This window comes from Caulobacter sp. DWR1-3-2b1, from assembly GCF_049895765.1.
GTDB lineage: Bacteria > Pseudomonadota > Alphaproteobacteria > Caulobacterales > Caulobacteraceae > Caulobacter.
In genome coordinates this window covers 60,925-81,374 of sequence record NZ_JAFCSZ010000018.1, presented here as the reverse complement: position 1 = coordinate 81,374, position 20,450 = coordinate 60,925, and the positions used below count along the sequence as shown (strand labels likewise).

Below are 20,450 nucleotides of genomic sequence, written 5' to 3'. Positions count from 1 at the left end.
GAGCTCAGCGATGCTGTCTTCCCCGCGCAGCCCGTCCAGCACGATCCGGATCTTGTCTTCCGCCGAGAAATGCCGGCGCGTCGCCCGCCGGATATCCTTCACCACCCGCTCTCCGGGCGCCGCTTTCGCGGCCAAGGGTTTTGGTCTCATCTTCGTTCCTTCGTCACTACGATGAGACCAAAACCCTCCTCTAAACGGAACCCTCAATCTGTCTCAAAGGCGCTGACGGCGGACAGTGGTGATCGTCGTAGTATCCGGCATGCAGGGCGAGCGTCAGCCAGTCTTCGGCCGGCGAGCGGTTGTGCAGACGGATCAAGAGGTCAAAACGGGCGACCCGCGCAAAAAGCTTGGGGGACAAGCCGATGCGCTCGGCGAAGGCGCGGCGCAACTGGCGCGGTCCCGGGCCATGGCGCTCGGCGAGGCGTTCGATTGAGGCCCCCGGCTTGGCGATCAGGCGCTGGGCGATTCTGTCGCTGACAGCCTGTTCCCGCCCGCGACGATCAAGTTGCGCGACGAGGTGGGCCTCTGCCAGCGCGATCATCACGGCGGGATCATCGGCGTCTTCAAGCTGGTCGATCAGGCGCCGGAAGCTGGTCGGAAAGACCGCTTCAGCGTCGATCGCTTCATCAGTCAGGTCCGACAGGGCCAGGCCCGTCAATCGATGCAGCGCTCCGGGCGCAAGCTCGATCTGGTAGACGCTGAAATCACGACCGCCCCGTCGCCAGGTCAGAGTGGTGGGTTGGCCGATGGGAACGGCTCGCGGCTTTGATCGAGCCTCGCGCCACAGGGGTGAGCGCACCCACTCCGGATCACGGAGATAGAAAGCTATGGCTGCGGCAGGCCGCGGCCAATAGAGCTTGGGCGGAACCGTCTCGCCGCCGCCAAAGCGCAGCCTGATGATCTGATGCTGGCGCACCAGATCCGCCAGACGCGGCGAGGGCGGCAGGAAATGGAACCCTTGAGACACCCCGATCTCCCGTCTTGGCTCAATCCATCGGCAGCGGCGGGCCGACGATCTTCATGCCATGCAGGGCGAACATGTCGGCGGCGTCCTTCGGCGATGGCGGGCCCTGCAATGCGCCCTGTCTGCGGAAGAAAGCCTCCATGTCGCCCACTGGCGTGAACATGAACACCATGCGCCCTTCCGCGCTCAATTGCGAAAATGTGTGCGGTATCCCGCGGGGCAGGAAGATCGTGTCGCCCGCCCCCAGCCTGTGCTTCTGGTCGCCGACCTGAAACAGGTAGTCGCACGCGCGGATGAAGAAGATCTCGTCCTGCGACATATGCACGTGCAGCGGTGGCCCGCCGCGCGTGTGGCCGGCATATTCAAACAGGGCGAAGCGACCGTTGGTATCCGCGGACGACACCTTCACCTAGCTGGGACTGTTGCCGAAGAGCAGAGTGGTTTCACCCAGACGATCCGTGTCGGCCTTGACCACGAAGGGCTGCGCGCCTTCCCCGCCGACGGTGGAAACAGCGGCGGCCGCCAACAGGCCGGCGATAATGGCGTTCATGAAAGTCCTCCCTTGCTGGAACCGAGCATAGGCGCGGCCTGAGCGCGGGCGCCGGTAAGGATCTGACAAAGGAAAGCCGTGTCAGCCCGCCTTCAAGCGCTTGGGGCTCGATCCCGTCCAGCGTTTCAAGGCGCGGGAGAAGGCGCTGGGATCGGAAAAGCCGACCAGATAGGCGGTCTCGTTCACCGAGCGTTGCTCCTGACTCAAACGCATGTTTGACTGCGTGAAAATCAGGAGGAACACCCATGTCGTCGCCCAGCTTCGAGACCCTGCTCTATTCCGTCGAGGATGGGATAGCGACGATCACCCTGAACCGGCCCGAGCGGATGAACGCGTTCACCGCGCGGATGATGAAGGACCTGATCGAGGTGTTCGATGTCACCGACGCCGACGATGCGGTGAAGGTGGTGATCGTCACCGGGGCGGGCAGGGCGTTCTGCGCCGGGGCGGACCTGGGCGCGGGCGGCGCCACCTTCGACCGCACCTCGCCCCAGGCGCTGGAGCGGGAAGAGGGCAAGGTCGGCGACATCTATCGCGATGGCGGCGGCCGCTGCACCCTGCGCATGTATGAGAGCCTGAAGCCCATCATCGCCGCCGTGAACGGTGCGGCCGTGGGGGTGGGAGTGACCATGCAATTGCCCATGGATATCCGCCTGGCCTCGACCGACGCCAAGTTCGGCTTCGTGTTCGCCCGTCGCGGCATCAATCCCGAGGCGGCTTCATCCTGGTTCCTGCCGCGTCTGGTCGGCATGCAGACGGCGCTGGAGTGGTGCTACACGGGCCGGGTGTTTTCCGCGCAGGAAGCGCTGGATCGCGGCCTTGTTCGCTCGTTGCACGCGCCGGAAGATCTTTTGCCAGCAGCCCGGGCTTTGGCCCGCGAGATCGCCGACAACAGCGCGCCTGTCTCGGTCGCCCTGACCCGCCAGCTGCTGTGGCGCATGGCCGGCGCCGATCACCCGATGGAGGCCCACAAGGCCGACAGCCGGGCCATCCAGTCGCGCGGCTCGGCCGCCGACGCCAAGGAGGGGGTGACCTCGTTTCTGGAAAAGCGGACGCCGGTCTATCCCGACAAGGTCTCCACCGATCTGCCGGATATCTGGCCGGAGTGGGGTTCGCACCCCTTTAGCTGACGCAGTTTGGTCGCGGTTCGGCGTCATCGTGCCGCGCACGCCGAACCGGCCCGCTCATCGGACGTTAATGGCGATCTGATCAGTTCGGGGTGACGGCTGATGTGACCGTCAGGATGACCATGAGCGAACCCGCGTCGATCAACCCGTTTCTGACCCCGGAGCCTCCCAAGCCGGCGGCGAAGTCGCGCGCGGCCCTGCTCAAGCGTCTGGCCGATGTTGTCTGCCTGCCGGCCAGCCGCATCAACGCCTTCGAGCGCTCGATGACCGCCGACCTTCTGGTCGAGATGCTCCGCGACGCGGTGGTCGAAGAGCGCGAGAAGGTCGCGCGGCGCCTGGCGACCCTGAGCGAGGTGCCCGGCGTGCTGGTTCGCCTGCTGCTGCGCGACGAGTTGCCTGTGGCCCGCGCCCTGCTCGAGAACGCGCCCGGGCTCAGCGACGCCGACCTGATCAACTGCCTCTATCATTCCTCGACCGCCCACCGGCGCCTGATCGCCCTGCGTCGCGGGGTGGGCGAGGTGGTGGCCGACGCCATGGTCGACATGGGCGAACCTGTCATCATCGAAACCCTGCTGCGCAATGAACTGGCGCGCTTCAGCCACCAGGGCGTCGAGACCATCGTGGCGGCGACACGAGACAATCCACAACTGATCTCGCTGCTGCTGCGTCGCCCCGAACTGCGGCCCAGCCATGCCTATGTGATGTTCTGGTGGACCGACGCCGAGGCGAGAAAGACCATCCTGCAGCGGTTCGCGGTGTCGCGGGAAATCCTGCAGGACGCCGTGGGCGACGTGTTCGCCATGGCCTCGGCCGAGGGTTGGCAGGACCCGATGTCGCGCAAGGCGCTGCAGTTCATCGAACGTCGCCAGCGCAATCGCGCCGCCATCGCCAGGAGCCCGTTCGACAGCCTCGACGACGCCGTCGCGGCGGCTCAGAACGGCATGACGCGGGATGTCGCCGAGGAAATCTCCTACCTCTCAGGCCTGAAGCCCATGACCGGCGCCAAGATCTTCACCGATCCGGGCGGCGAACCGCTGGCTATCCTTTGCAAGGCCACAGGCCTGCCGCGTTCGGCCCTCAAGGCGTTGTGGCGCGGCCTGCGGCGTCCCGAGGTGGATTCGACAGGCGCCACCGCCCCAGCGCTCGAGCGGGTGCTCGCGGTGTACGACATGATCGCTGTGGACCGGGCGCAGACGGTGCTGCGTTACTGGAACTGGTCGCTGTCGTCCGCCCTGACGCCGGCCCTGCTGAAAGCCATCCGCGAAGGCGACGAAGCCGCCGTTGACGAATATTCGGTGCCTCAGCGCGCGGCGATGCTAGCGCTGTCACGCGATTTCGGCCGTTAACTCAAATATCGTTGAACGCATTCGGCCAATTGTTGCCGGGTATTGAGGGCTCAACCTCTGTGTGGAGGTGCGTTGGATTAATTGGCGTGTATTCTTCATTTCTGTATATTGCCGCATGCGCCCGTTATGGTTATTCACGCGATGACTGATTTCGGAATCAGACAAGAACAAACGAAAATCGCGGCGGATTAGATCAGATGGACGACCAATCGAACCTCCTCGACCTGACGGCGGGTATCGTCGCGGCCTATGTCGGCGGCAACACGGTCGCCGCCACGGAGGTCCCAGCGCTGATCCGGCAGGTTAACCGCGCCCTGGCGGCGGTTGATGGCCCGCCTGACGCCGAGCTCGTCGCGCCCAAAAAGCCTGCGGTTCCGGTGAAACGCTCCATCGCGCCGGACCATCTCGTGTGTCTTGAGGACGGCCGCAAGTTCAAGTCGCTCAAGCGCCACCTGCGCACCAAGTACGACATGAGCCCCGAAGATTATCGGGCCAAGTGGAACCTGCTCAGGGATTACCCGATGGTCGCCCCCAACTACGCCAAGGCGCGTTCGGAGTTGGCCAAGTCGATGGGGCTTGGCCAGGGCGGCCGCAAACCGCCACGCGGCGGAAAATAGCCGAGTCTGATCAAGCGCTTGCCATCGCGGCGGCCAGAAAACATCGACGCCCGTCAGCCGAGTCGGCTGGCGGGCGTTTCGCTTGCTGGTTGACTTTGCACCGAAATCTTGGATGGCGGTGTCGTTTTCGCTTGCCCGCGATTCGTTCCTTAAGCGATAGTGAATCGTCGTGATTCCAACGGCTTGTTAAGGAATCTGAAGATGAACGCGCAGTTGAGCGCATCGGCCTCTGCGGCCCGCGCTCACCAGGAGATGTTCGCCTACTGGGCGTCGCTCCGACGGGGGGCAGCCCTCCCGGCGCGCGGAGACGTGAGCCCGCTTGGCATCAAGCGCATGCTCCCGACCGTCAGCCTGATCGACGTGATCAACCAGCCGCGCGATTATCGCCTGCGTCTGGCCGGCACCGGTCTGTACGGCCTCTATGGCCGCGAGATTACCGGCAAGGGTCTGTCGGACGTCTATAACACCGCCGCCGCTGACTACTGGCGCGAGGAACTAGACAAGGTGGTCGATGGCCGCCGTCCCGGCGTCGGCGTCCACAGCATGGCCTGGCGCGGCGCGCCGCACATGTCGATCCTGTGGCTGCGCCTGCCCCTGGCCAGCAACGGCAAGGATGTCGACATGATCCTCGGCTACGACGCGGTGATCGGCACGCATTCGGATCACGGCTTCAGCGGCATCCGCGCGGCTTAGATGCGAACCTAACGCCAAAGTCGTACGCAGGCTTTCTTTCGGTTTAAACGCGGCCAATCTTCCTCCATAACGCGAGTTGTCGTTTGACGAAGGGAAATCTATGTCGCCGCCTTGGTCAGCCATCATCTGGTGGGAACTCCGTAGAGTTCCATTTAACGCCGTCATGGCGGTGGCCGGCTTCGCCACGATCGCTGTCATGTTCGCTATCGGCGGCCGTTTCACACCGCCTGGCGGGGATGTCCTCGAGCCCGCGTTTCTGATCGTGCTCGTCGTTGGCTACGCCGTAGCAGTCAACATTGCCTACACATTAGGCTGGATCAGCGAATGGCTCTGGTCGGCTGGGCGCGTGGAAAATACGGCGCCGGTCCGGCCGCTGGTTTTCCGGTTGGGCCTGGCGTTCTCAGCGCTTGTCACCCTGGCTCCGGCGGGATTGATCTTGCTGGTCTGGGCCGCGTTTGGTTTCCGCTAGGGCGTGACGTCGGCCCAGCCTGAACACCTCTCTCTCTCTCTCTCTCTCTCTCTCTAACGGGGCTGGACCGGAGGGTCGTAGAGCCTCACCCCTCCAGGAACGCCTCGACCTCGCGCTTGCTCGGCATGGACGGCGCCGCGCCGGACTTTTGCACCGAGAGAGCGGCGGCGGCGTTGGCCATTTCGACGGCCTCGCGCAGGTCCATATTGGTCGACAGGGCCGCAGCCAGGGCGCCGCAGAAGCAGTCGCCGGCTCCGGTGGTGTCGATGGCCTTGACCTTGCGACCCTCGATCAGGAACGCCTCGTCGCGACGAATGCAGGCGACGCCCGCGGCGCCCAGCGTGACGATCACCACCTGGTCGGGGCGGCTCATCAGCTTGCGTGAGGCGCGCGACACCTCTTCCAGCCGCACGGGCTCCTCGTCGAGCTTGGCGTAGGTGGCCAGTTCGGTCTGGTTGAGGATCAGGATGTCGGTCAGCGGAAACAGCGCCGCGCCCTGGGGCAGGGCGGGAGCGGCGTTGAGGATGCGCAACGCGCCCTTGGCGGCGCCGGCCCGGAACAGGGCCTCGATGGCCTGGGCCGGCGACTCCAGCTGGCTGAGCAGCACGCGCTGACCCTCTAGCGGGGTGGCGGTCAGGTGCTGTGGCGTGATGGCGGCGTTTGCGCCGCTGGTGACCACGATCATGTTCTCGCCGCTGGCGGCCACCCACACATGGGCCTGGCCGGTGGGCATTCCCGACAGTTCCAGAACATCGGCCACCTGCACGCCATAGCCGGCCAGCTTGGTCTTCAGGCCAGGACCGCTGTCGTCCTTGCCGACGGCGCCCATCAGACGCGTCGGGGCGCCCATGCGCGCGGCGGCGACGGCTTGATTGGCGCCCTTTCCGCCAGGAAACAGCTCCAGCGACAGACCCGCGACCGTCTCGCCGGGACGCGGCAGGTCGTCGACCCGCGCGACGGCGTCCACATTGATCGAACCGAGGACGAAAACACTCATAGCTAAGACCTTACGATCCGCTCGTGCCGAGCGGATTTGCCTTTTCCATTGACGCGTGACGGGCGCCGAAACCGGCGGGCACTTGCGGCTGTCACGCTACCCTCCAGCGCCGCGCTGGAAACTCTCCACGAGACTGCCTGCCACAAGTCGCCAGCCATCGACCAGCACGAAGAAGATCAGCTTGAACGGCAAACTTATGGTCGCTGGCGGCAGCATCATCATGCCCATGCTCATCAGCACGCTGGCCACCACAAGGTCGATGACCAGGAACGGAATGAACAGCAGGAAGCCGATCTCGAAGGCGCGTTTCAACTCGGAGATCATGAAGGCCGGCGTGACCACCTTCAGCGGCGTGTCGGCGGCGGTCTTGGGCGTGGGGATCTTCGACAGGCGCACGAACAGGGCCAGGTCGTCGCGGTCCACCTGCTTGAGCATGAATTCCTTCACCGGCCCGCCGGCCGCATCGAACGCCTCGGGCAGTTCCATCTGCTTGTCCAGCAGCGGCTTGACGCCCAGGTCGTAGGACCGCTCGAAGGTCGGGCCCATGACGATGGCGGTCAGGAACAGGGCCAGGCTGATGATCACCGGATTGGGCGGGCTTTGCTGCACGCCGATGGCGGTGCGCAGCAGACCCAGCACCACCACGATGCGCACGAACGAGGTGGTCATGATCACGATGGACGGCGCCAGCGACAGCACCGTCAGCAGGCCCACCATCTGGACGACCCGCTCGGAGAGGCCCGCGCCGGTGCCCAGATTCACATTGATCGCCGACGAGGCGAAGGCGGCGGCCGGCAGGATGGTCGTACCGAGGGCGACCAGCACCGAGATGATCGCGGCGCGGCGCAGGTCCTGCGAATTGGCGCCGACTATGGATTTGATCAGGCTGCGCATCAGACCACAGGCTCCGGGGCGGGAACGACGGGGGAGGGTGGAACAGCAGCGGCTTTGGGACCCCAGTCCAGCAGCTTGCCCTCGCCCAGCAGCATCAGGCGCTCTTCGCCGTCCAGGCTGAAGATCACCAGCCGGCGGGTCGGGTCCAGGGCCAGGCTCTCGACCACCCTCAGCCGGCGAACCTGGCGCGAGGTGACCAGGCGCGACAGGGCGTCGGGGCCAAACCGGCGCAGGGCGTAGGCCGCCAGGCCGATCAGGCCCAGGGTGACGGCCAGGGCGGCGATGGCGCGAATGAATTCTAGGATGTTCATGACGCCCGGATCGACCAGCTATGCGAGACAAGATGGCGCAGGCAAATGCCGCGTTGTTACCAGAAGATTTTCGAAGAAAAATCTGCCAGGGAAATGGTTTAGTGCGTGACGGGCGCCGAAACCGATAGCCACTTTCGGCTGTCACGCACTGAATGTGCCTGACGCTCCTTAATGGCCGATTAACCCTGTTTCTTCACCATGATCGCCATGGGTCCCGACAACATTCCCCTTTTTGGCATGCTCAAGAGCAGGCTCGGCTATTTGTCCGAGCGGCAGAAGGTCATCGCCCAGAACGTGGCCAATGCCAGCACGCCCGGCTACCAGCCGCGCGACCTGAAGGCTTACAGTTTCCAGGCCTCGCTGATGAACCAGGGCTCGGGCCAGACGCCCTATCGTGGCGGCAAGGTCGCTCCGACCAACGGCGTTTCGATGATGGCCACCTCGGCCTCGCACATGGCCCCCTCGAACGCGCCGAGCGCTTGGCGGGCCACGGCGGGCGTCGATTCTGAGACCACGCTCGACGGCAACGCGGTGTCGCTCGAGGACCAGATGCTAAAGATGTCCGACGCGCGCATGAACTACGACGCCGCCGTCGGTTTCTACCAGAAGTCCATGACCATGCTGCGGATGGCCGCACGCAAGGTCAACGGGTGAGGAGGGACTAGATGCCCGAGATCAAGTCCAACTCGCTGTCGACCATGGCCGTGGCCACCTCGGCCCTGCGCGCCCAGCAAGGCCGCATGCGGGTCATCGCCGAGAACATCGCCAATGCCAATTCCACCGCCCGAACCCCGGGCGGCGACCCGTATCGTCGCCAGGTGCCGGTGTTCAAGCCGACCAAGATCGACGGCGCCGAGGGTGTCAAGATGCTGCGCGTCGAGCCTGATCAGAGCGACTTCAAGACCGAATACGATCCGGGCAATCCGGCCGCCGACGGCAAGGGCTATGTCAAGCTGCCCAACGTCAATTCGCTGGTCGAGGCGCTCGACATGAAAGAGGCGCAACGCGCCTATGAAGCCAATCTCAACGTCATCGAGACCGCGCGCTCCATGCAGTCGCGCACCCTCGACATGCTGCGCAAATAGGGGCTGACCGATGATCACCGCGCTCGCCGCCGCCAAGGCCTACGCTTCGCAAGGGGCCATGTCGATCGGCTCAATCGGCTCGATCGGCGGAGGCGGCGCCGCCAAGGGCGTCGACTTCGGCGACCTGCTGAAGAACGCCATGAACGAGGTCACCCAGACCTCGAAAGCCGCCGAAATGAAGGTCGCCGAGCAGGTGACCGGCAAGGCCGAATTGATCGACGTGGTCACCGCCATCTCGTCGGCCGAGGCCAGCCTCGAGACGGTGATGGCCGTGCGCGATCAGGTGATCTCGGCGTACCAGGAAATCATGCGGATGCCGATCTAGCGGCTGGGAAATTGGTTGTCTGGCCAGTTTGCTGACGCAGCCGAAAGACTCAAGTATCCAGCCAGACGCCGTCCCAGCCCTTGCTCTCGTCGTTCCATCGTCTTAGCCAGTTCAGCCCGTAGTAGCGTTCAACGACAACGCTGGCGTTTGGACGCTTCTCTCGCGCGTTGGGGAATAACAGAGCGATTGGCCCCGCACGGATCGCCCAAAGAGCGTCCATCAGCTCGTCGGCTGCATCTTCAATCAGGTTAATCGGCCGGATCTGCGCTTTAGCAATCAATTGCTCAAACGAATTCTCCAGGAGGATGGATTCCAAGGTCGCGGTGTCTATCGTTTCGCGTGTGGATCCCATCTTATCAAGCAGATTCACTGACCATAATAGTGGAACAATTGCTTCATACCTCCAGCTAAATTGCTTGCAAGACTGAGGCGATGGCGCTTCATCCATCAAAAAGGCTGTCTCGGATGCTGTCAGTTCGACTACATCCCTGTGTCTTGAAAGTTCGGTCGTAGCAGCAAGCCGCTCCCCGGTCGTCGCGCGGCGAGCCACGATCAGGAGAGCCAGGGCTCGGGCGATCACCTGATCGACGGGGCGCGGTTCAGCTTCGCCTTCAAACTCCTCGCTGTCCGCTTCAGGCCGCTCGCGCCTGTTGCTCACGAGATTTGAAAACCAGCCAGAGATCATCGCTCAACCCCATGCAGTCCACCCAAAGCGAAGTCCGCGCCGAAGTGGCCCTCGTACAGACTGGCGCTGCTAAACCTATCGCCCTTCCCGATACTCGACTTTAGCCTAGTTGTGTAAAGCGCAAGCTCGACGTCCCCACCCTTACTCCGAAACCGCCGCCCGCCCGCCCTGCTGGATGATCCGCGACAGGGCCTCCACCGAATAGGGCTTCTGCAGCAGGTCGAAACCCTGGCCCTCGCTGTTGGCCAGGGCGTCGCTGTAGCCGCTGGTCAGGATCACCGGCAGGTCGGGCCGGGTCTCGCGCAGGCGCTTGGCCAGCTGCAGGCCGTTGATTTCGCCCGGCATGACCACATCGGTGAACACCACGTCGAACGCGTCGGGATCGACCTCCAGCAGCGCCTGGGCCTGAACCGCGTTGCGGGCCAGGGTGACGGTATAGCCAAGATCGGTCAGCAGCTGCCGGCCAAAGGCGCCGACCTCTTCATTGTCCTCGACCATCAGCACACGATGGCGTTGTGGCGCGATGGACGGGGTGTGTTCGAAGGGCTCGACCTTGCCGGCCACGCGCTTGGTCGTGGCTGGCAGGTAGAGCGAGAAGGTCGCGCCCTGGCCCGGAAGGCTCGCGACACGCACATCGCCGCCAGACTGCTTGGCGAAGCCATAGACCTGACTTAGCCCAAGGCCGGTGCCCTTGCCGACGGCCTTGGTGGTGTAGAACGGCTCGAAGATCCGCTCCTGTTGGCTGAGTGCAATGCCTGGCCCGGTATCGGTCAGTGCCACCACGACGAACCGTCCAGACACGGCAGGCGCAGCGCGACCGCCGGGTATGACGTCCGAGGTCGAAACGTGGATCGACAATTGGCCGCGTCCGTCCATGGCGTCGCGCGCGTTCACGGCCATGTTGATCAGCGCCGTTTCGTACTGGCCCCGGTCGGCCTCGACCGCGCAAGTGTCGCATGAGCCTTCGATATCCAGCGTGACATTGGCTCCGACAAGGGTCTGCAACATGGCCTTCAGTCGCTGCACGCTGTCGACGGAGTCGAATACTTCCGCCTTCAGGGGCTGGCGGCGCGCGAAGGCCAGCAGTTGCGCGGTCAGCTGGGCGGCCCTGTCCGCCGTCTCGCCAATCGCGTCGATGTAGCGGCGCCGGCGGCGGTCATCCAGATCAGGTCGGCGCAGCAGGTCGACGCTGGAGCGGATCACCGTCAGAAGATTGTTGAAGTCGTGGGCCACGCCGCCGGTCAGCTGGCCGATGGCTTCCATTTTCTGGGCTTGGCGCAGAGCGGCGTGAGCAGCTTCCAGTTCAGTCGCCGTGCTGATCTCCAGCGTCGCGTCGCGGCCCGAGATGTAGATCCGGTCGCGTTCCGCCACCAGGGTCCAGTGCACACTAAACACCCGACCCTCCAGGCCGACCAGCCGACTGGTGAAATCCACCGGCGCCTTGCGGCCTCGCGTTACGGCGAAGTTGTTGGCGGCGTGATCCTGATCCTCCAACGGCGCAAGATCCCAGAAGGGGGTGATGAACAGGGTGGTATCGTCGAAGCCCAGGCGGCGGCTCCAAACGGGATTGCAGGCGGTCATCAGCCCGTCCAGCCCACAGATCGCCAGGAAGTCGGCGCTAAGCTCCCACGCTCGACTAAGCTCGGCCGTCCGGGCCTTGATCTCGGCTTGTAGGCCAAGGTTCAGGCGCCGCAGTTCCTGCTCGGCGACATCGCGGGCAGTGTCGTCGCGCACCGTCAGAACCGCGCCGATCTGCACCCCAGCTTCGTCGCGAACGGGAGAGGCGCTGCCGATCGCCAGCACCGACACGCCATCAGGCCGGACAATGCGCCAGCGCGCCTCGATGACGGTTTCGCCCCGCAACGCGCGGGCCAGCGGCAGGTCGGCGGAGGGATGAGGCGCACCATCCAGGGTCCGCAGCGAATAGGCCTTGGTGTAGTCTACGGGGCCGATTTTGAGGTGCGCCACGCCGTGAATGCGCTCAGCCTCGGCATTGACCATCAGGATGCGGCCGGTTGCATCGACCACGACGGCGCCCTCGGCCAGTTGCGCGTAGAACGACGCCACCTGCTCGATCGGAAGATTGGAAATCGACTCGCGCCGTTTCCAGAACGCCACCTACGCCTCCACTGCCGCACATCGTTGATTTCGATGCGTGAAATCGGACCATTCAGCCCTGGGTCCGAATTTGGTCATCCTGGCTTGGCGAAAACAAGTCTTAGGTTCGCGCAGGCTCGCGGAAGGCGCTTCAGAGCGGCGGGTTGAGGGGCGGGCTCGGGGATTGGCCTGAGTGTGAGCAAGCGGCGAGCCTCAAACGCCCAGGACGTCGGCTAAAGACCTGCGAAAAAGCTCGGATCCAGAGCGAAAACGCCGTGGGTGAGGGCATAGATCCCATACCACAGCGCCGCATTGGCCACGGTCATGGCCAGCACCGACAGGCCCAGCGGCCACTGTCTGGCGCGGCGCTTGCTGCGGCGAGCGTCGAACGGGGCGGACTGCAGGGATGACGAGGCCATCTTTTATCTCCGATTAACCATCAACAGGATCGAGATTGAGTCGGTTCCCCGCCACTGCGACATTCGCCGCGCGCCGCCATGTCGCACCCAAGCTTCCCGTCGGCCGCGATCCGGGCGAGGGTGGGGCGCGCCGCCGGAGATCGCATGACCGCCCCACCCGCCCTCATCGTCCTGGACCAGATCGGCAAGACCTATGATGGCGCGCCGGTGCTGACGGGCGCCAGCCTGAGCATCGACAGGGGCCAGTTCGTCGCCCTGGTGGGCGGATCGGGGGCGGGCAAGACCACCCTGCTCAAGACCATTAACGCCCTGATCGTGCCGACGACCGGGAGGGTGCTGATCGATGGGCAGGACGTCGCCGAACAGCCCGGTCCGGCCCTGCGTCGCCGCGTCGGCTATGTCTTTCAGGAGGTGGGCCTGTTTCCCCACATGACCGTGGCCCAGAACATCGGGATTACGCCGAGCCTGCTCGACTGGCCGGCCGACAGGATCGCCGCGCGGGTGGCGACCTTGCTCGACCTGGTCGCTCTCCCCCGCGAGGTCGCCCCGCGCCTGCCGGCCGAGCTTTCCGGCGGCCAGCGCCAGCGGGTCGGCGTCGCCCGCGCCCTGGCGGCCGAGCCGTCGATCCTGCTGATGGACGAGCCGTTCGGCGCTCTGGATCCGGTGACCCGCGTGGCCCTGGCGCAAGACGTCCGCCGCCTGCACGACGCCCTGAACCTGACCACCGTCATGGTCACCCACGATGTCGGCGAGGCCCTGCTGACGGCCGACCGGATCGTGGTCATGGCGGCCGGACCCCAGGGAGGCGAGATCGTCGCCGACGCCACACCCACAGCCTTGCTGGCTGGCGCTCACGCCGATTCCCGTGTCACGGCCCTGATCGACGCCCCGCGCCGCCAGGCCGAAAAGCTGGCGAATCTGGCCCAGAAAGGCGGCGCTCGTGGATGATCGCCTGCATCAGGCCCTGGCCCTGCTGCCCGAGCGGCTGGGCTGGCACGTGGCCCTGTCGGCGGCGTCGCTGGCGCTCGGCCTGCTGATCGCCCTGCCGCTCGGCGTGCTGGCCGCGCGCCATCCACGGCTGCGCTGGCTGTCGCTGTCAGTGGCCGGTCTGGTCCAGACCATTCCCAGCCTCGCCCTGCTGGCCCTGTTCTTTCCGCTGCTCCTGCTGCTGTCGGGCCTGTCCGAACGGGTGCTGGGCCATGGCTTTTCGGCCTTGGGCTTCCTGCCGTCGTTGCTGGCCCTGACCCTCTATTCAATGCTGCCCATCCTGCGGAACACGGCGGCGGGCCTGACGGGCGTCGATCCCGCCGTGGTCGAGGCGGCGCGCGGCGTTGGCATGACCGACGGCCAAAGGCTGTGGCGCGTAGAACTGCCCCTGGCGCTGCCGGTGATCATGGCCGGGGTGCGGACAGCGGCGGTGTGGACCATCGGCGCGGCGACTCTCTCGACCCCCGTCGGCCAGACCTCGCTGGGCGACTACATCTTCTCCGGTCTTCAGACCGAGGACTGGGTGGCGGTTCTGGTCGGCTGCGCGGCCTCGGCAGTGCTGGCCATGGTCGTGGACCAACTGCTGGGCCTGATCGAGAGCGGCGTCGGCCGGCGCGACAAGAACCGCTGGATCGCCGGCGCCGCGGGTCTCGCCCTCGGCCTCGTCGTGGCTTTGGCGCCGCTGACCGGGGGTTACTTCATCAAAGGCAAGCCTAGCTATGTGATCGGCGCCAAGAATTTCTCCGAGCAATATGTGCTGGCCGAACTGATGGCCAGCAGGCTGGAGGCGCGCGGCGCGCGGGTCGAGCGACGCATCAATCTGGGCTCGGCGGTCGCCTATCGCGCCCTCGCGGCCGGCGAGATCGACGCCTATGTCGATTATTCCGGCACGCTCTGGGCCAATGTGCTGGGCCGGCGCGACAACCCCGGCCGCGCGGCGGTGCTCGATCAGCTTCGGACCGGCCTGAAGGATCGCGACGGTGTCGTGCTGCTGGCCGCTCTGGGCTTCGAAAACGCCTATGCCCTGGCCATGCGCCGCGACCGCGCCGAGGCCCTGGGGATCAGGACCTTGGCCGACCTCGCCGCCAGGGGCTCGAACCTGACCATGGGCGGCGACCTGGAGTTCTTCTCCCGCCCCGAATGGACTGGCGTCGAGCAGGCCTATGGCCTGAAATTCAAGGCCCGCCGCCAGTTCCAGCCCACCTTCATGTACCGCGCCCTGGCGTCCGGCGAGGCCGATGTGATCTCGGCCTTCTCCAGCGACGGGCGGATCGCGGCCGATGATCTGGTCTTGCTGGGCGACCCCAAGGGCGCGCTGCCGCCCTATGATGCGGTGATCCTGATCTCGCCCCAGAGGGCGGCGGACACGCGGCTTGTCTCGGCGCTAGAGCCGTTGGCAGGGAGCATCGACGTGAAGAGGATGCAGGCCGCCAACTACGCCGTGGATCGCGACACCGGAAAGCTCAGCGCGGCGCATGCGGCGAAGATGCTGGAGGGCAAATAGAACCTACTAAACCCGCTCTCCCCGGCGAAGGCCGGGGCCCAGATTCAGCCTGAGCGTCTGGGGATGATTCGAGGTCGAGCCGCGCCAGATAGTTCGGCTTCCCGGGGTTCGATCTGGGCCCCGGCCTTCGCCGGGGAGAGCGGAGTTTGTAAGGCGGGAGGCCAGAGTTCAAAGTATCCCCGGCAGGTCCAGACCCCTCTCTCTCGCGCAATCGAGGGCGATCTCATACCCGGCGTCGGCGTGGCGCATCACGCCGCTCGCGGGGTCGTTCCACAGCACCCGGGCCAGCCGCTTGGCGGCGGCTTCGGTGCCGTCGGCGACGATGACCATGCCGGCGTGCTGAGAAAAGCCCATGCCGACTCCGCCGCCATGGTGCAGCGACACCCAGGTAGCGCCCGAGGCCGTGTTGAGCAGGGCGTTCAATAGCGGCCAGTCCGACACGGCGTCCGAGCCGTCCTTCATCGCCTCGGTCTCGCGGTTGGGCGAGGCGACCGAGCCGCTGTCCAGGTGATCACGGCCGATGACGACGGGGGCCTTCAGCTCACCCGAGGCGACCATCTCGTTGAAGGCCAGGCCCAGGCGGTGGCGATCGCCCAGGCCGACCCAGCAGATGCGAGCGGGCAGGCCCTGGAACTTGATCCTCCGTGCCGCCATGTCGAGCCAGTTATGCAGGTGCGGATTGTCGGGGATCAGTTCCTTCACCTTGGCGTCGGTGCGGGCGATGTCCTCCGGATCGCCCGACAGGGCCACCCAGCGGAACGGTCCGATCCCCCGGCAAAACAGCGGGCGGATATAGGCCGGCACGAAGCCCGGGAAGTCGAAGGCGTTGGCGACGCCTTCCTCCAGCGCCATCTGGCGGATGTTGTTGCCATAGTCGACCGTGGGAACGCCGGCGGCCTGGAAGTCGAGCATGGCCTGGACGTGGACCGCCATCGAGGCGCGGGCGGCGCGGTTGACACTTTCCGGATCGCGCTCCTTGGCGGCGGCCCACTGCTCCAGGCTCCAGCCGGCCGGCAGATAGCCGTTGATCGGATCGTGGGCGCTGGTCTGGTCGGTCAGCAGGTCTGGGCGGATGCCGCGCCGGAACATCTGGGGCAGCAGTTCGGCGGCGTTGCCCAGCAGGCCGACCGAGATCGGGCTCGTGGCTGCTTCGATCCAGGCGAGGGCCTCGTCCAGACTGTCGGTCGACCTGTCCAGATAGCCGGTGCGTCGTCGCATCTCGATGCGCGACGGCTGGCACTCGATGGCCAGGCACGAGGCCCCGGCCATCACCGCCGCCAAGGGCTGGGCCCCGCCCATGCCGCCCAGGCCCGCTGTCAGCAGCCACTTGCCCGACAGGTCGCCGGCATAGTGCTGGCGGCCCATCTCGACGAAGGTCTCATAGGTGCCCTGAACGATGCCCTGGGCGCCGATATAGATCCACGAGCCGGCGGTCATCTGGCCGTACATGGCCAGGCCCTTGCGATCGAGCTCGTTGAAATGCTCCCAGGTCGCCCAGCGCGGCACCAGGTTGGAATTGGCGATCAGCACCCGGGGCGCATCGACATGGGTGCGGAAGACGCCGACCGGCTTGCCGGACTGAACCAGCAGGGTCTCGTCATCCTCCAGCCGGCGCAAGGTCTCGACGATCTTGTCGAAGCTCTCCCAGTGGCGCGCCGCCCGGCCAATGCCGCCATAGACCACCAGCTCCTCCGGCCGCTCGGCGACATCGGGATGCAGGTTGTTCATCAGCATCCGCAGCGGGGCCTCGGTCAGCCACGACTTGGCGCTGAGTTCGGTGCCGGTGGCCGCGCGGATGACGCGGGTGTTGTCGCGGCGGGTCATGCTGGGGTTCTCGCGAAGGCGATGCAGGCCGAAAGGACGTTCCCCAGAACCGCGCGCATCGGCGCAGCCTGGTCGGGCCGGAAGGGGGCGGGCCAGGTCTTGGGCGTCGGTGTCTCGGCCGGGTCGTCCATGTAGCCCCGGCAGGCCAGTTCCATCTGGATGGCGTGGACGCCCTGAGCCGGCTGGCCATAGCGCCGCGTGGTCCAGCCGCCCTTGAAGCGGCCGTTGGTGACGCGGCTCAGGCCCGAGGCGTCGCAGGCCGCCTCGACCACAGCCGTCATGACCGGGTCGCAGCTGCCGCCGCTATTGGTCCCGAGGTTGAACCGGGGAAGCTCGCCGTCGAACAGGCGCGGCACGAGCGAGCGGATCGAGTGGGCCTCGTAGAGAACGACGCGGTCATTGGCTTGGCATAGCCGGGCGATCTCGGCGGCCAGGGCAGCGTGATATGGATCGAAGAAGGCGGCGCGCCGACGGTTGATTTCGGCCGCATCCGGCGCTTGGCCATCGCGATAGAGCGGCTCGCCGTCGAACGTCGTGGTCGGGCAAAGCTCGGTCGTCGCCTGGCCTGGATAGAGCGAGGCGCCCAACGGGTCGCGGTTGACGTCGATGACCGTGCGCGAGATCGCCGTGCGGATCACGGTGGCGCCGAGATCTGCCGCGAAGTCATAGAGCCTGTCCACCCACCAGTCGGCGTCCTTGCGGGCCAGCCAAGGCGAGACGAGCCCGGCCTCGATCTCCGGCGGGATCTCGGTGCCGGTGTGCGGCAGGCTGACGATCAGCGGGGCCTCGCCGCGCGTGATCTGGAGCCATGACATCACACCACCCCCGGCAAATCACTCGCCGCCGCGATCACCGCGCCGGAGCGGACCAGCAGGTTGGCGGCTTCCATGTCGGGGTGGAAGTGCCGGTCGTCGTCGAGGTGGGGCACCTGCTTGCGCACCAGTCCCCGGACAGCCTCAAGCACCTCGCTCGACCTCAGCGGCGCATGGAAGTCGCAGCCTTGCGCCGCCGCCAGCAGCTCGATGCCGATCACCGCTGTGGCGGCCTCGACCATGGCCAGCAGGCGCCGGGCGCCGTGGGCGGCCATCGAGACGTGGTCTTCCTGATTAGCCGAGGTGGGGATCGAGTCGACGCTGGCCGGATAGGCCTTCTGCTTGTTTTCCGACACCAGGGCGGCGGCGGTGACCTGCGGGATCATGAAGCCGGAGTTAAGGCCGGGCTTGGGCGTCAGGAAGGCCGGCAGACCTGACAGCGCCGGGTCAACCAGCATGGCGATGCGGCGCTCGGCGATGGAGCCGATCTCGCAGATGGCCAGGGCGATCATGTCGGCCGCGAAGGCCACCGGCTCGGCGTGGAAGTTGCCGCCAGAAAGTGCTTCGTCGCCGCCTTCGACGTCGCTGGGGAAGATCAGCGGATTGTCCGACACGCCATTGGCCTCGGTGGCCAGGGTGGTCGCCGCCTGTTTCAGCACATCCAGCGCAGCGCCCATCACCTGGGGCTGGCAGCGCAGGCAATAGGGATCCTGAACCCGCTCGTCCTCCTTAAGGTGCGAGGCGCGGATGGCCGAGCCGGCCATCAGCCCGCGCAGGGCGGCGGCGGTCTCAATCTGCCCCACATGGCGGCGCAGCAGGTGGATGCGCGGGTCGAACGGGGTGTCAGAGCCCTTGGCGGCCTCGGTCGACAGGGCGCCGGTGACCAGGGCTGACTGGAACAGCAGCTCGGCCTCGAACAAGGCGGCCAGGGCGTTGGCGTTGGAGAACTGAGTGCCGTTCAGTAGGGCCAGGCCCTCCTTGGGTCCCAGCACCAGCGGCGCGAGGCCGGCGTCGGCCAGGGCATCGGCGGCGGGGGTGCGGACGCCGTCGACGAAGATCGCGCCGACCCCGATCATGGTCGCGGCCATGTGAGCCAGCGGCGCCAGATCGCCCGAGGCGCCGACCGAGCCCTGGCAGGGGATCACCGGCGTCAGGTTCTGGATCAGCATGGCCTCCAGCAGCTTGACGGTCGGGGTCCGAACGCCCGACGCGCCTTGGGCGAGGCTAGCCAGCTTCAGGGCCATCATCAGGCGGATCACCGCAACGGGCGAGGGCTCGCCCGTGCCGGCGGCGTGGGACAGCACGATATTGCGCTGGAGCCTCTCCAGATCCTCGTCGCCGATGCGGACGCTGGCCAGCTTCCCGAAACCGGTATTGATCCCGTAGACCGGTTCATGCCGGGCCAGGATGCGCTCGACCGCCTTGGCGCTGGCCTCGATCACCGGCCAGGCATTGTCGTGCAATCGGGCCGGAGCGCCGCGATAGACCTTCTTCCATTCGAGGAGGAAGACCTCGCCGGGATGCAGAACAACCATGGTCAATGACCCTTCCAGACGCGGGCATGGAGCGGGTTGAAGCCCATGCGATAGACAAGTTCGGCGGGACGCTCGATGTCCCAGATGGCGAGATCGCAGGCCTTGCCGGCTTGCAATGTGCCGCGATCGGCCAGCAGACCGAGCGCCCGGGCGGCCTCGCGGGTGACGCCGGCGACGCACTCCTCGACGGTCATCCGAAACAGGGTCGCGGCCATGTTCATGACCAGCAGGGGCGAGGTCAGGGGCGAGGTGCCGGGATTGCAGTCAGTGGCCAGGGCCATCGGCACGCCGGCGGCGCGCAGGGCCACGATCGGCGGCAGCCTGTTTTCCCGCGTGAAATAGAAGGCGCCGGGCAGCAGGGTGGCGACTGTACCGGCGGCCGCCATGGCCTCGACCCCGGCCGCGTCCAGATGCTCCAGATGATCGGCCGAGAGCGCCCAGAACTCGGCGGCCAGGGCCGCGCCGTTTTGGTTCGACAGCTGTTCGGCGTGGACCTTGATCTTCAGGCCCCGGGCGTGGGCGGCCTCGAACACACGGCGCGTCTGGGCCGGGGTGAAGCCTATGCCTTCGCAGAAGACGTCGATCGCGTCGGCCAGCTTCGCGTCGGCCACGGCGGGGATCATCTGCTTGCAGACCAGATCGATATAGCCGTCGGGATCGCCCCTGAACTCCGGCGGCAGGGCGTGGGCGCCCAGAAGGGTGGTGCGGATGTCGATCGAGCGGCAGTCGGCCAGGGCGCGCGCGGCGCGTAGGCACTTCAGCTCGTCGTCCAGCGACAGGCCATAGCCCGACTTGATCTCGACGGTCGTGACGCCCTCGGCGATCAGCGCGTCCAGGCGGGGCAGGGCGGCGAGGACCAGATCGTCTTCCGACGCCGCGCGGGTGGCGGTCATGGTCGAGACGATGCCGCCCCCGGCCAAGGCGATCTCTTCATAGGAAGCGCCGGCCAGCCGCAGCTCGAACTCGTGGGCGCGGTCGCCGGCGAAGACCAGATGGGTGTGCGGATCGATCAGTCCGGGCGTGATCCAGCGGCCTTCGCAATCGATGGTCTGGTCGGGCTCGAAGACAGGCGCCTCGGCGGCCTCACCGGCATAAACGATGCGCCCATCAAGGGCGGCGATCACGCCGCGCTCGACGATTCCCAGGCCCTCGCGCGCCGGATCCAGGGTGGCGAGACGGCAACTTATCCACAGGGTGTCGCAACGCATT

General features: G+C 66.2%; 24 protein-coding genes and 1 pseudogene. 10 read left to right on the top strand and 15 right to left on the bottom strand.

The annotated features are described in order from the left end of the window. The 5 genes and pseudogenes from ACP69S_RS15480 to ACP69S_RS15460 form a co-directional block, all read right to left on the bottom strand. Positions 1 to 150: pseudogene (locus ACP69S_RS15480) on the bottom strand (IS3 family transposase); the annotation flags it as partial. A 40-nt stretch (positions 151 to 190) separates the two neighbouring features. Beyond that, positions 191 to 658, bottom strand: a complete 468-nt coding sequence (locus ACP69S_RS15475) for a hypothetical protein (RefSeq protein ID WP_425998676.1) — start codon at positions 656 to 658, stop codon at positions 191 to 193. A 328-nt stretch (positions 659 to 986) separates the two neighbouring features. Further along, positions 987 to 1,373 carry a cupin domain-containing protein gene (locus ACP69S_RS15470; RefSeq protein ID WP_425998674.1) on the bottom strand — a complete coding sequence of 129 codons (387 nt, stop codon included), beginning with the start codon at positions 1,371 to 1,373 and terminating at the stop codon, positions 987 to 989. Beyond that, positions 1,374 to 1,514: a hypothetical protein gene (locus ACP69S_RS15465; RefSeq protein WP_425998672.1), complete on the bottom strand. Its 141-nt coding sequence runs from the start codon at positions 1,512 to 1,514 to the stop codon at positions 1,374 to 1,376. Positions 1,515 to 1,595: 81 nt separating this feature from the next. Further along, positions 1,596 to 1,727 carry a helix-turn-helix domain-containing protein gene (locus ACP69S_RS15460; protein WP_425998671.1) on the bottom strand — a complete coding sequence of 44 codons (132 nt, stop codon included), beginning with the start codon at positions 1,725 to 1,727 and terminating at the stop codon, positions 1,596 to 1,598. 32 nt (positions 1,728 to 1,759) lie between these two features. Between ACP69S_RS15460 and ACP69S_RS15455 the strand changes: the two genes are divergently transcribed. The 5 genes from ACP69S_RS15455 (at position 1,760) to ACP69S_RS15435 (ending at position 5,766) form a co-directional block, all read left to right on the top strand. Beyond that, positions 1,760 to 2,644: a crotonase/enoyl-CoA hydratase family protein gene (locus ACP69S_RS15455; RefSeq protein WP_425998669.1), complete on the top strand. Its 885-nt coding sequence runs from the start codon at positions 1,760 to 1,762 to the stop codon at positions 2,642 to 2,644. 119 nt (positions 2,645 to 2,763) lie between these two features. After that, positions 2,764 to 3,987: a DUF2336 domain-containing protein gene (locus ACP69S_RS15450; RefSeq protein WP_425998667.1), complete on the top strand. Its 1,224-nt coding sequence runs from the start codon at positions 2,764 to 2,766 to the stop codon at positions 3,985 to 3,987. A 197-nt stretch (positions 3,988 to 4,184) separates the two neighbouring features. After that, a complete protein-coding gene (locus ACP69S_RS15445) occupies positions 4,185 to 4,604 on the top strand; it encodes a MucR family transcriptional regulator (protein WP_425998665.1) in 420 nt (139 codons plus the stop codon). Positions 4,605 to 4,799: 195 nt separating this feature from the next. Beyond that, positions 4,800 to 5,297, top strand: coding sequence for a PAS domain-containing protein (locus ACP69S_RS15440; RefSeq protein WP_425998696.1), 498 nt, complete (start codon positions 4,800 to 4,802; stop codon positions 5,295 to 5,297). A 100-nt stretch (positions 5,298 to 5,397) separates the two neighbouring features. Beyond that, positions 5,398 to 5,766 (top strand): hypothetical protein, encoded by a 369-nt coding sequence (locus ACP69S_RS15435; RefSeq protein WP_425998664.1) that lies wholly within the window; start codon positions 5,398 to 5,400, stop codon positions 5,764 to 5,766. A gap of 85 nt (positions 5,767 to 5,851) precedes the next feature. On the opposite strand, the gene ACP69S_RS15430 is transcribed toward ACP69S_RS15435, so the two are convergent. The 3 genes from ACP69S_RS15430 to ACP69S_RS15420 all read right to left on the bottom strand — a co-directional run bounded on the left by ACP69S_RS15430 (position 5,852) and on the right by ACP69S_RS15420 (position 7,968). Beyond that, entirely contained in the window at positions 5,852 to 6,763 is a 912-nt protein-coding gene (locus ACP69S_RS15430) for a ribokinase (protein ID WP_425998662.1), read from the bottom strand. Between the two features lie 96 nt (positions 6,764 to 6,859). Continuing rightward, complete coding sequence (gene fliP, locus ACP69S_RS15425; RefSeq protein ID WP_425998694.1) at positions 6,860 to 7,660, bottom strand: flagellar type III secretion system pore protein FliP; 801 nt, start codon at positions 7,658 to 7,660, stop codon at positions 6,860 to 6,862. Continuing rightward, positions 7,657 to 7,968, bottom strand: a complete 312-nt coding sequence (locus ACP69S_RS15420; protein WP_425998692.1) for a hypothetical protein — start codon at positions 7,966 to 7,968, stop codon at positions 7,657 to 7,659. The genes fliP and ACP69S_RS15420 overlap by 4 nt, the downstream gene beginning before the upstream one ends. A gap of 207 nt (positions 7,969 to 8,175) precedes the next feature. On the opposite strand from ACP69S_RS15420, the gene flgB reads away from it, so the two are divergent. From flgB to fliE, 3 genes are read left to right on the top strand one after another with little or no spacing between them, the layout of a single operon-like run. Next, complete coding sequence (gene flgB / locus ACP69S_RS15415; RefSeq protein ID WP_425998661.1) at positions 8,176 to 8,622, top strand: flagellar basal body rod protein FlgB; 447 nt, start codon at positions 8,176 to 8,178, stop codon at positions 8,620 to 8,622. Positions 8,623 to 8,633: 11 nt separating this feature from the next. Continuing rightward, positions 8,634 to 9,053: a flagellar basal body rod protein FlgC gene (flgC, locus tag ACP69S_RS15410; RefSeq protein WP_425998659.1), complete on the top strand. Its 420-nt coding sequence runs from the start codon at positions 8,634 to 8,636 to the stop codon at positions 9,051 to 9,053. Positions 9,054 to 9,063: 10 nt separating this feature from the next. Next, the gene (gene fliE / locus ACP69S_RS15405; RefSeq protein WP_425998657.1) at positions 9,064 to 9,378 is read left to right on the top strand and encodes a flagellar hook-basal body complex protein FliE; all 315 of its coding nucleotides are present in this window, start codon (positions 9,064 to 9,066) and stop codon (positions 9,376 to 9,378) included. Between the two features lie 49 nt (positions 9,379 to 9,427). On the opposite strand, the gene ACP69S_RS15400 is transcribed toward fliE, so the two are convergent. From ACP69S_RS15400 to ACP69S_RS15390, 3 genes are all read right to left on the bottom strand, one after another. Continuing rightward, a complete protein-coding gene (locus ACP69S_RS15400; protein ID WP_425998655.1) occupies positions 9,428 to 10,063 on the bottom strand; it encodes a DUF4272 domain-containing protein in 636 nt (211 codons plus the stop codon). Positions 10,064 to 10,204: 141 nt separating this feature from the next. Further along, the gene (locus ACP69S_RS15395; protein ID WP_425998653.1) at positions 10,205 to 12,181 is read right to left on the bottom strand and encodes an ATP-binding protein; all 1,977 of its coding nucleotides are present in this window, start codon (positions 12,179 to 12,181) and stop codon (positions 10,205 to 10,207) included. 212 nt (positions 12,182 to 12,393) lie between these two features. Further along, complete coding sequence (locus ACP69S_RS15390; protein WP_425998651.1) at positions 12,394 to 12,579, bottom strand: hypothetical protein; 186 nt, start codon at positions 12,577 to 12,579, stop codon at positions 12,394 to 12,396. 144 nt (positions 12,580 to 12,723) lie between these two features. Here ACP69S_RS15390 and ACP69S_RS15385 point away from each other — a divergent pair, with 144 nt between their 5' ends. Together ACP69S_RS15385 and ACP69S_RS15380 are read left to right on the top strand one after the other, a co-directional pair. Beyond that, positions 12,724 to 13,527 carry an ATP-binding cassette domain-containing protein gene (locus tag ACP69S_RS15385; protein ID WP_425998649.1) on the top strand — a complete coding sequence of 268 codons (804 nt, stop codon included), beginning with the start codon at positions 12,724 to 12,726 and terminating at the stop codon, positions 13,525 to 13,527. Then, positions 13,520 to 15,070 carry a glycine betaine ABC transporter substrate-binding protein gene (locus ACP69S_RS15380; protein ID WP_425998647.1) on the top strand — a complete coding sequence of 517 codons (1,551 nt, stop codon included), beginning with the start codon at positions 13,520 to 13,522 and terminating at the stop codon, positions 15,068 to 15,070. Before ACP69S_RS15385 ends, ACP69S_RS15380 begins: the two co-directional genes overlap by 8 nt. 168 nt (positions 15,071 to 15,238) lie before the next feature. Here the strand turns inward: ACP69S_RS15380 and hutU are convergent, their stop codons facing one another. From hutU to hutI, 4 genes are read right to left on the bottom strand one after another with little or no spacing between them, the layout of a single operon-like run. After that, positions 15,239 to 16,894, bottom strand: a complete 1,656-nt coding sequence (gene hutU / locus ACP69S_RS15375; RefSeq protein ID WP_425998645.1) for a urocanate hydratase — start codon at positions 16,892 to 16,894, stop codon at positions 15,239 to 15,241. Continuing rightward, positions 16,891 to 17,712, bottom strand: coding sequence for an N-formylglutamate deformylase (gene hutG / locus ACP69S_RS15370; RefSeq protein ID WP_425998643.1), 822 nt, complete (start codon positions 17,710 to 17,712; stop codon positions 16,891 to 16,893). Before hutG ends, hutU begins: the two co-directional genes overlap by 4 nt. Continuing rightward, positions 17,709 to 19,241 (bottom strand): histidine ammonia-lyase, encoded by a 1,533-nt coding sequence (gene hutH, locus ACP69S_RS15365; protein ID WP_425998690.1) that lies wholly within the window; start codon positions 19,239 to 19,241, stop codon positions 17,709 to 17,711. The genes hutG and hutH overlap by 4 nt, the downstream gene beginning before the upstream one ends. 2 nt (positions 19,242 to 19,243) lie before the next feature. After that, entirely contained in the window at positions 19,244 to 20,449 is a 1,206-nt protein-coding gene (hutI, locus tag ACP69S_RS15360) for an imidazolonepropionase (RefSeq protein WP_425998641.1), read from the bottom strand. Between the last annotated feature and the right edge of the window lies 1 nt (position 20,450).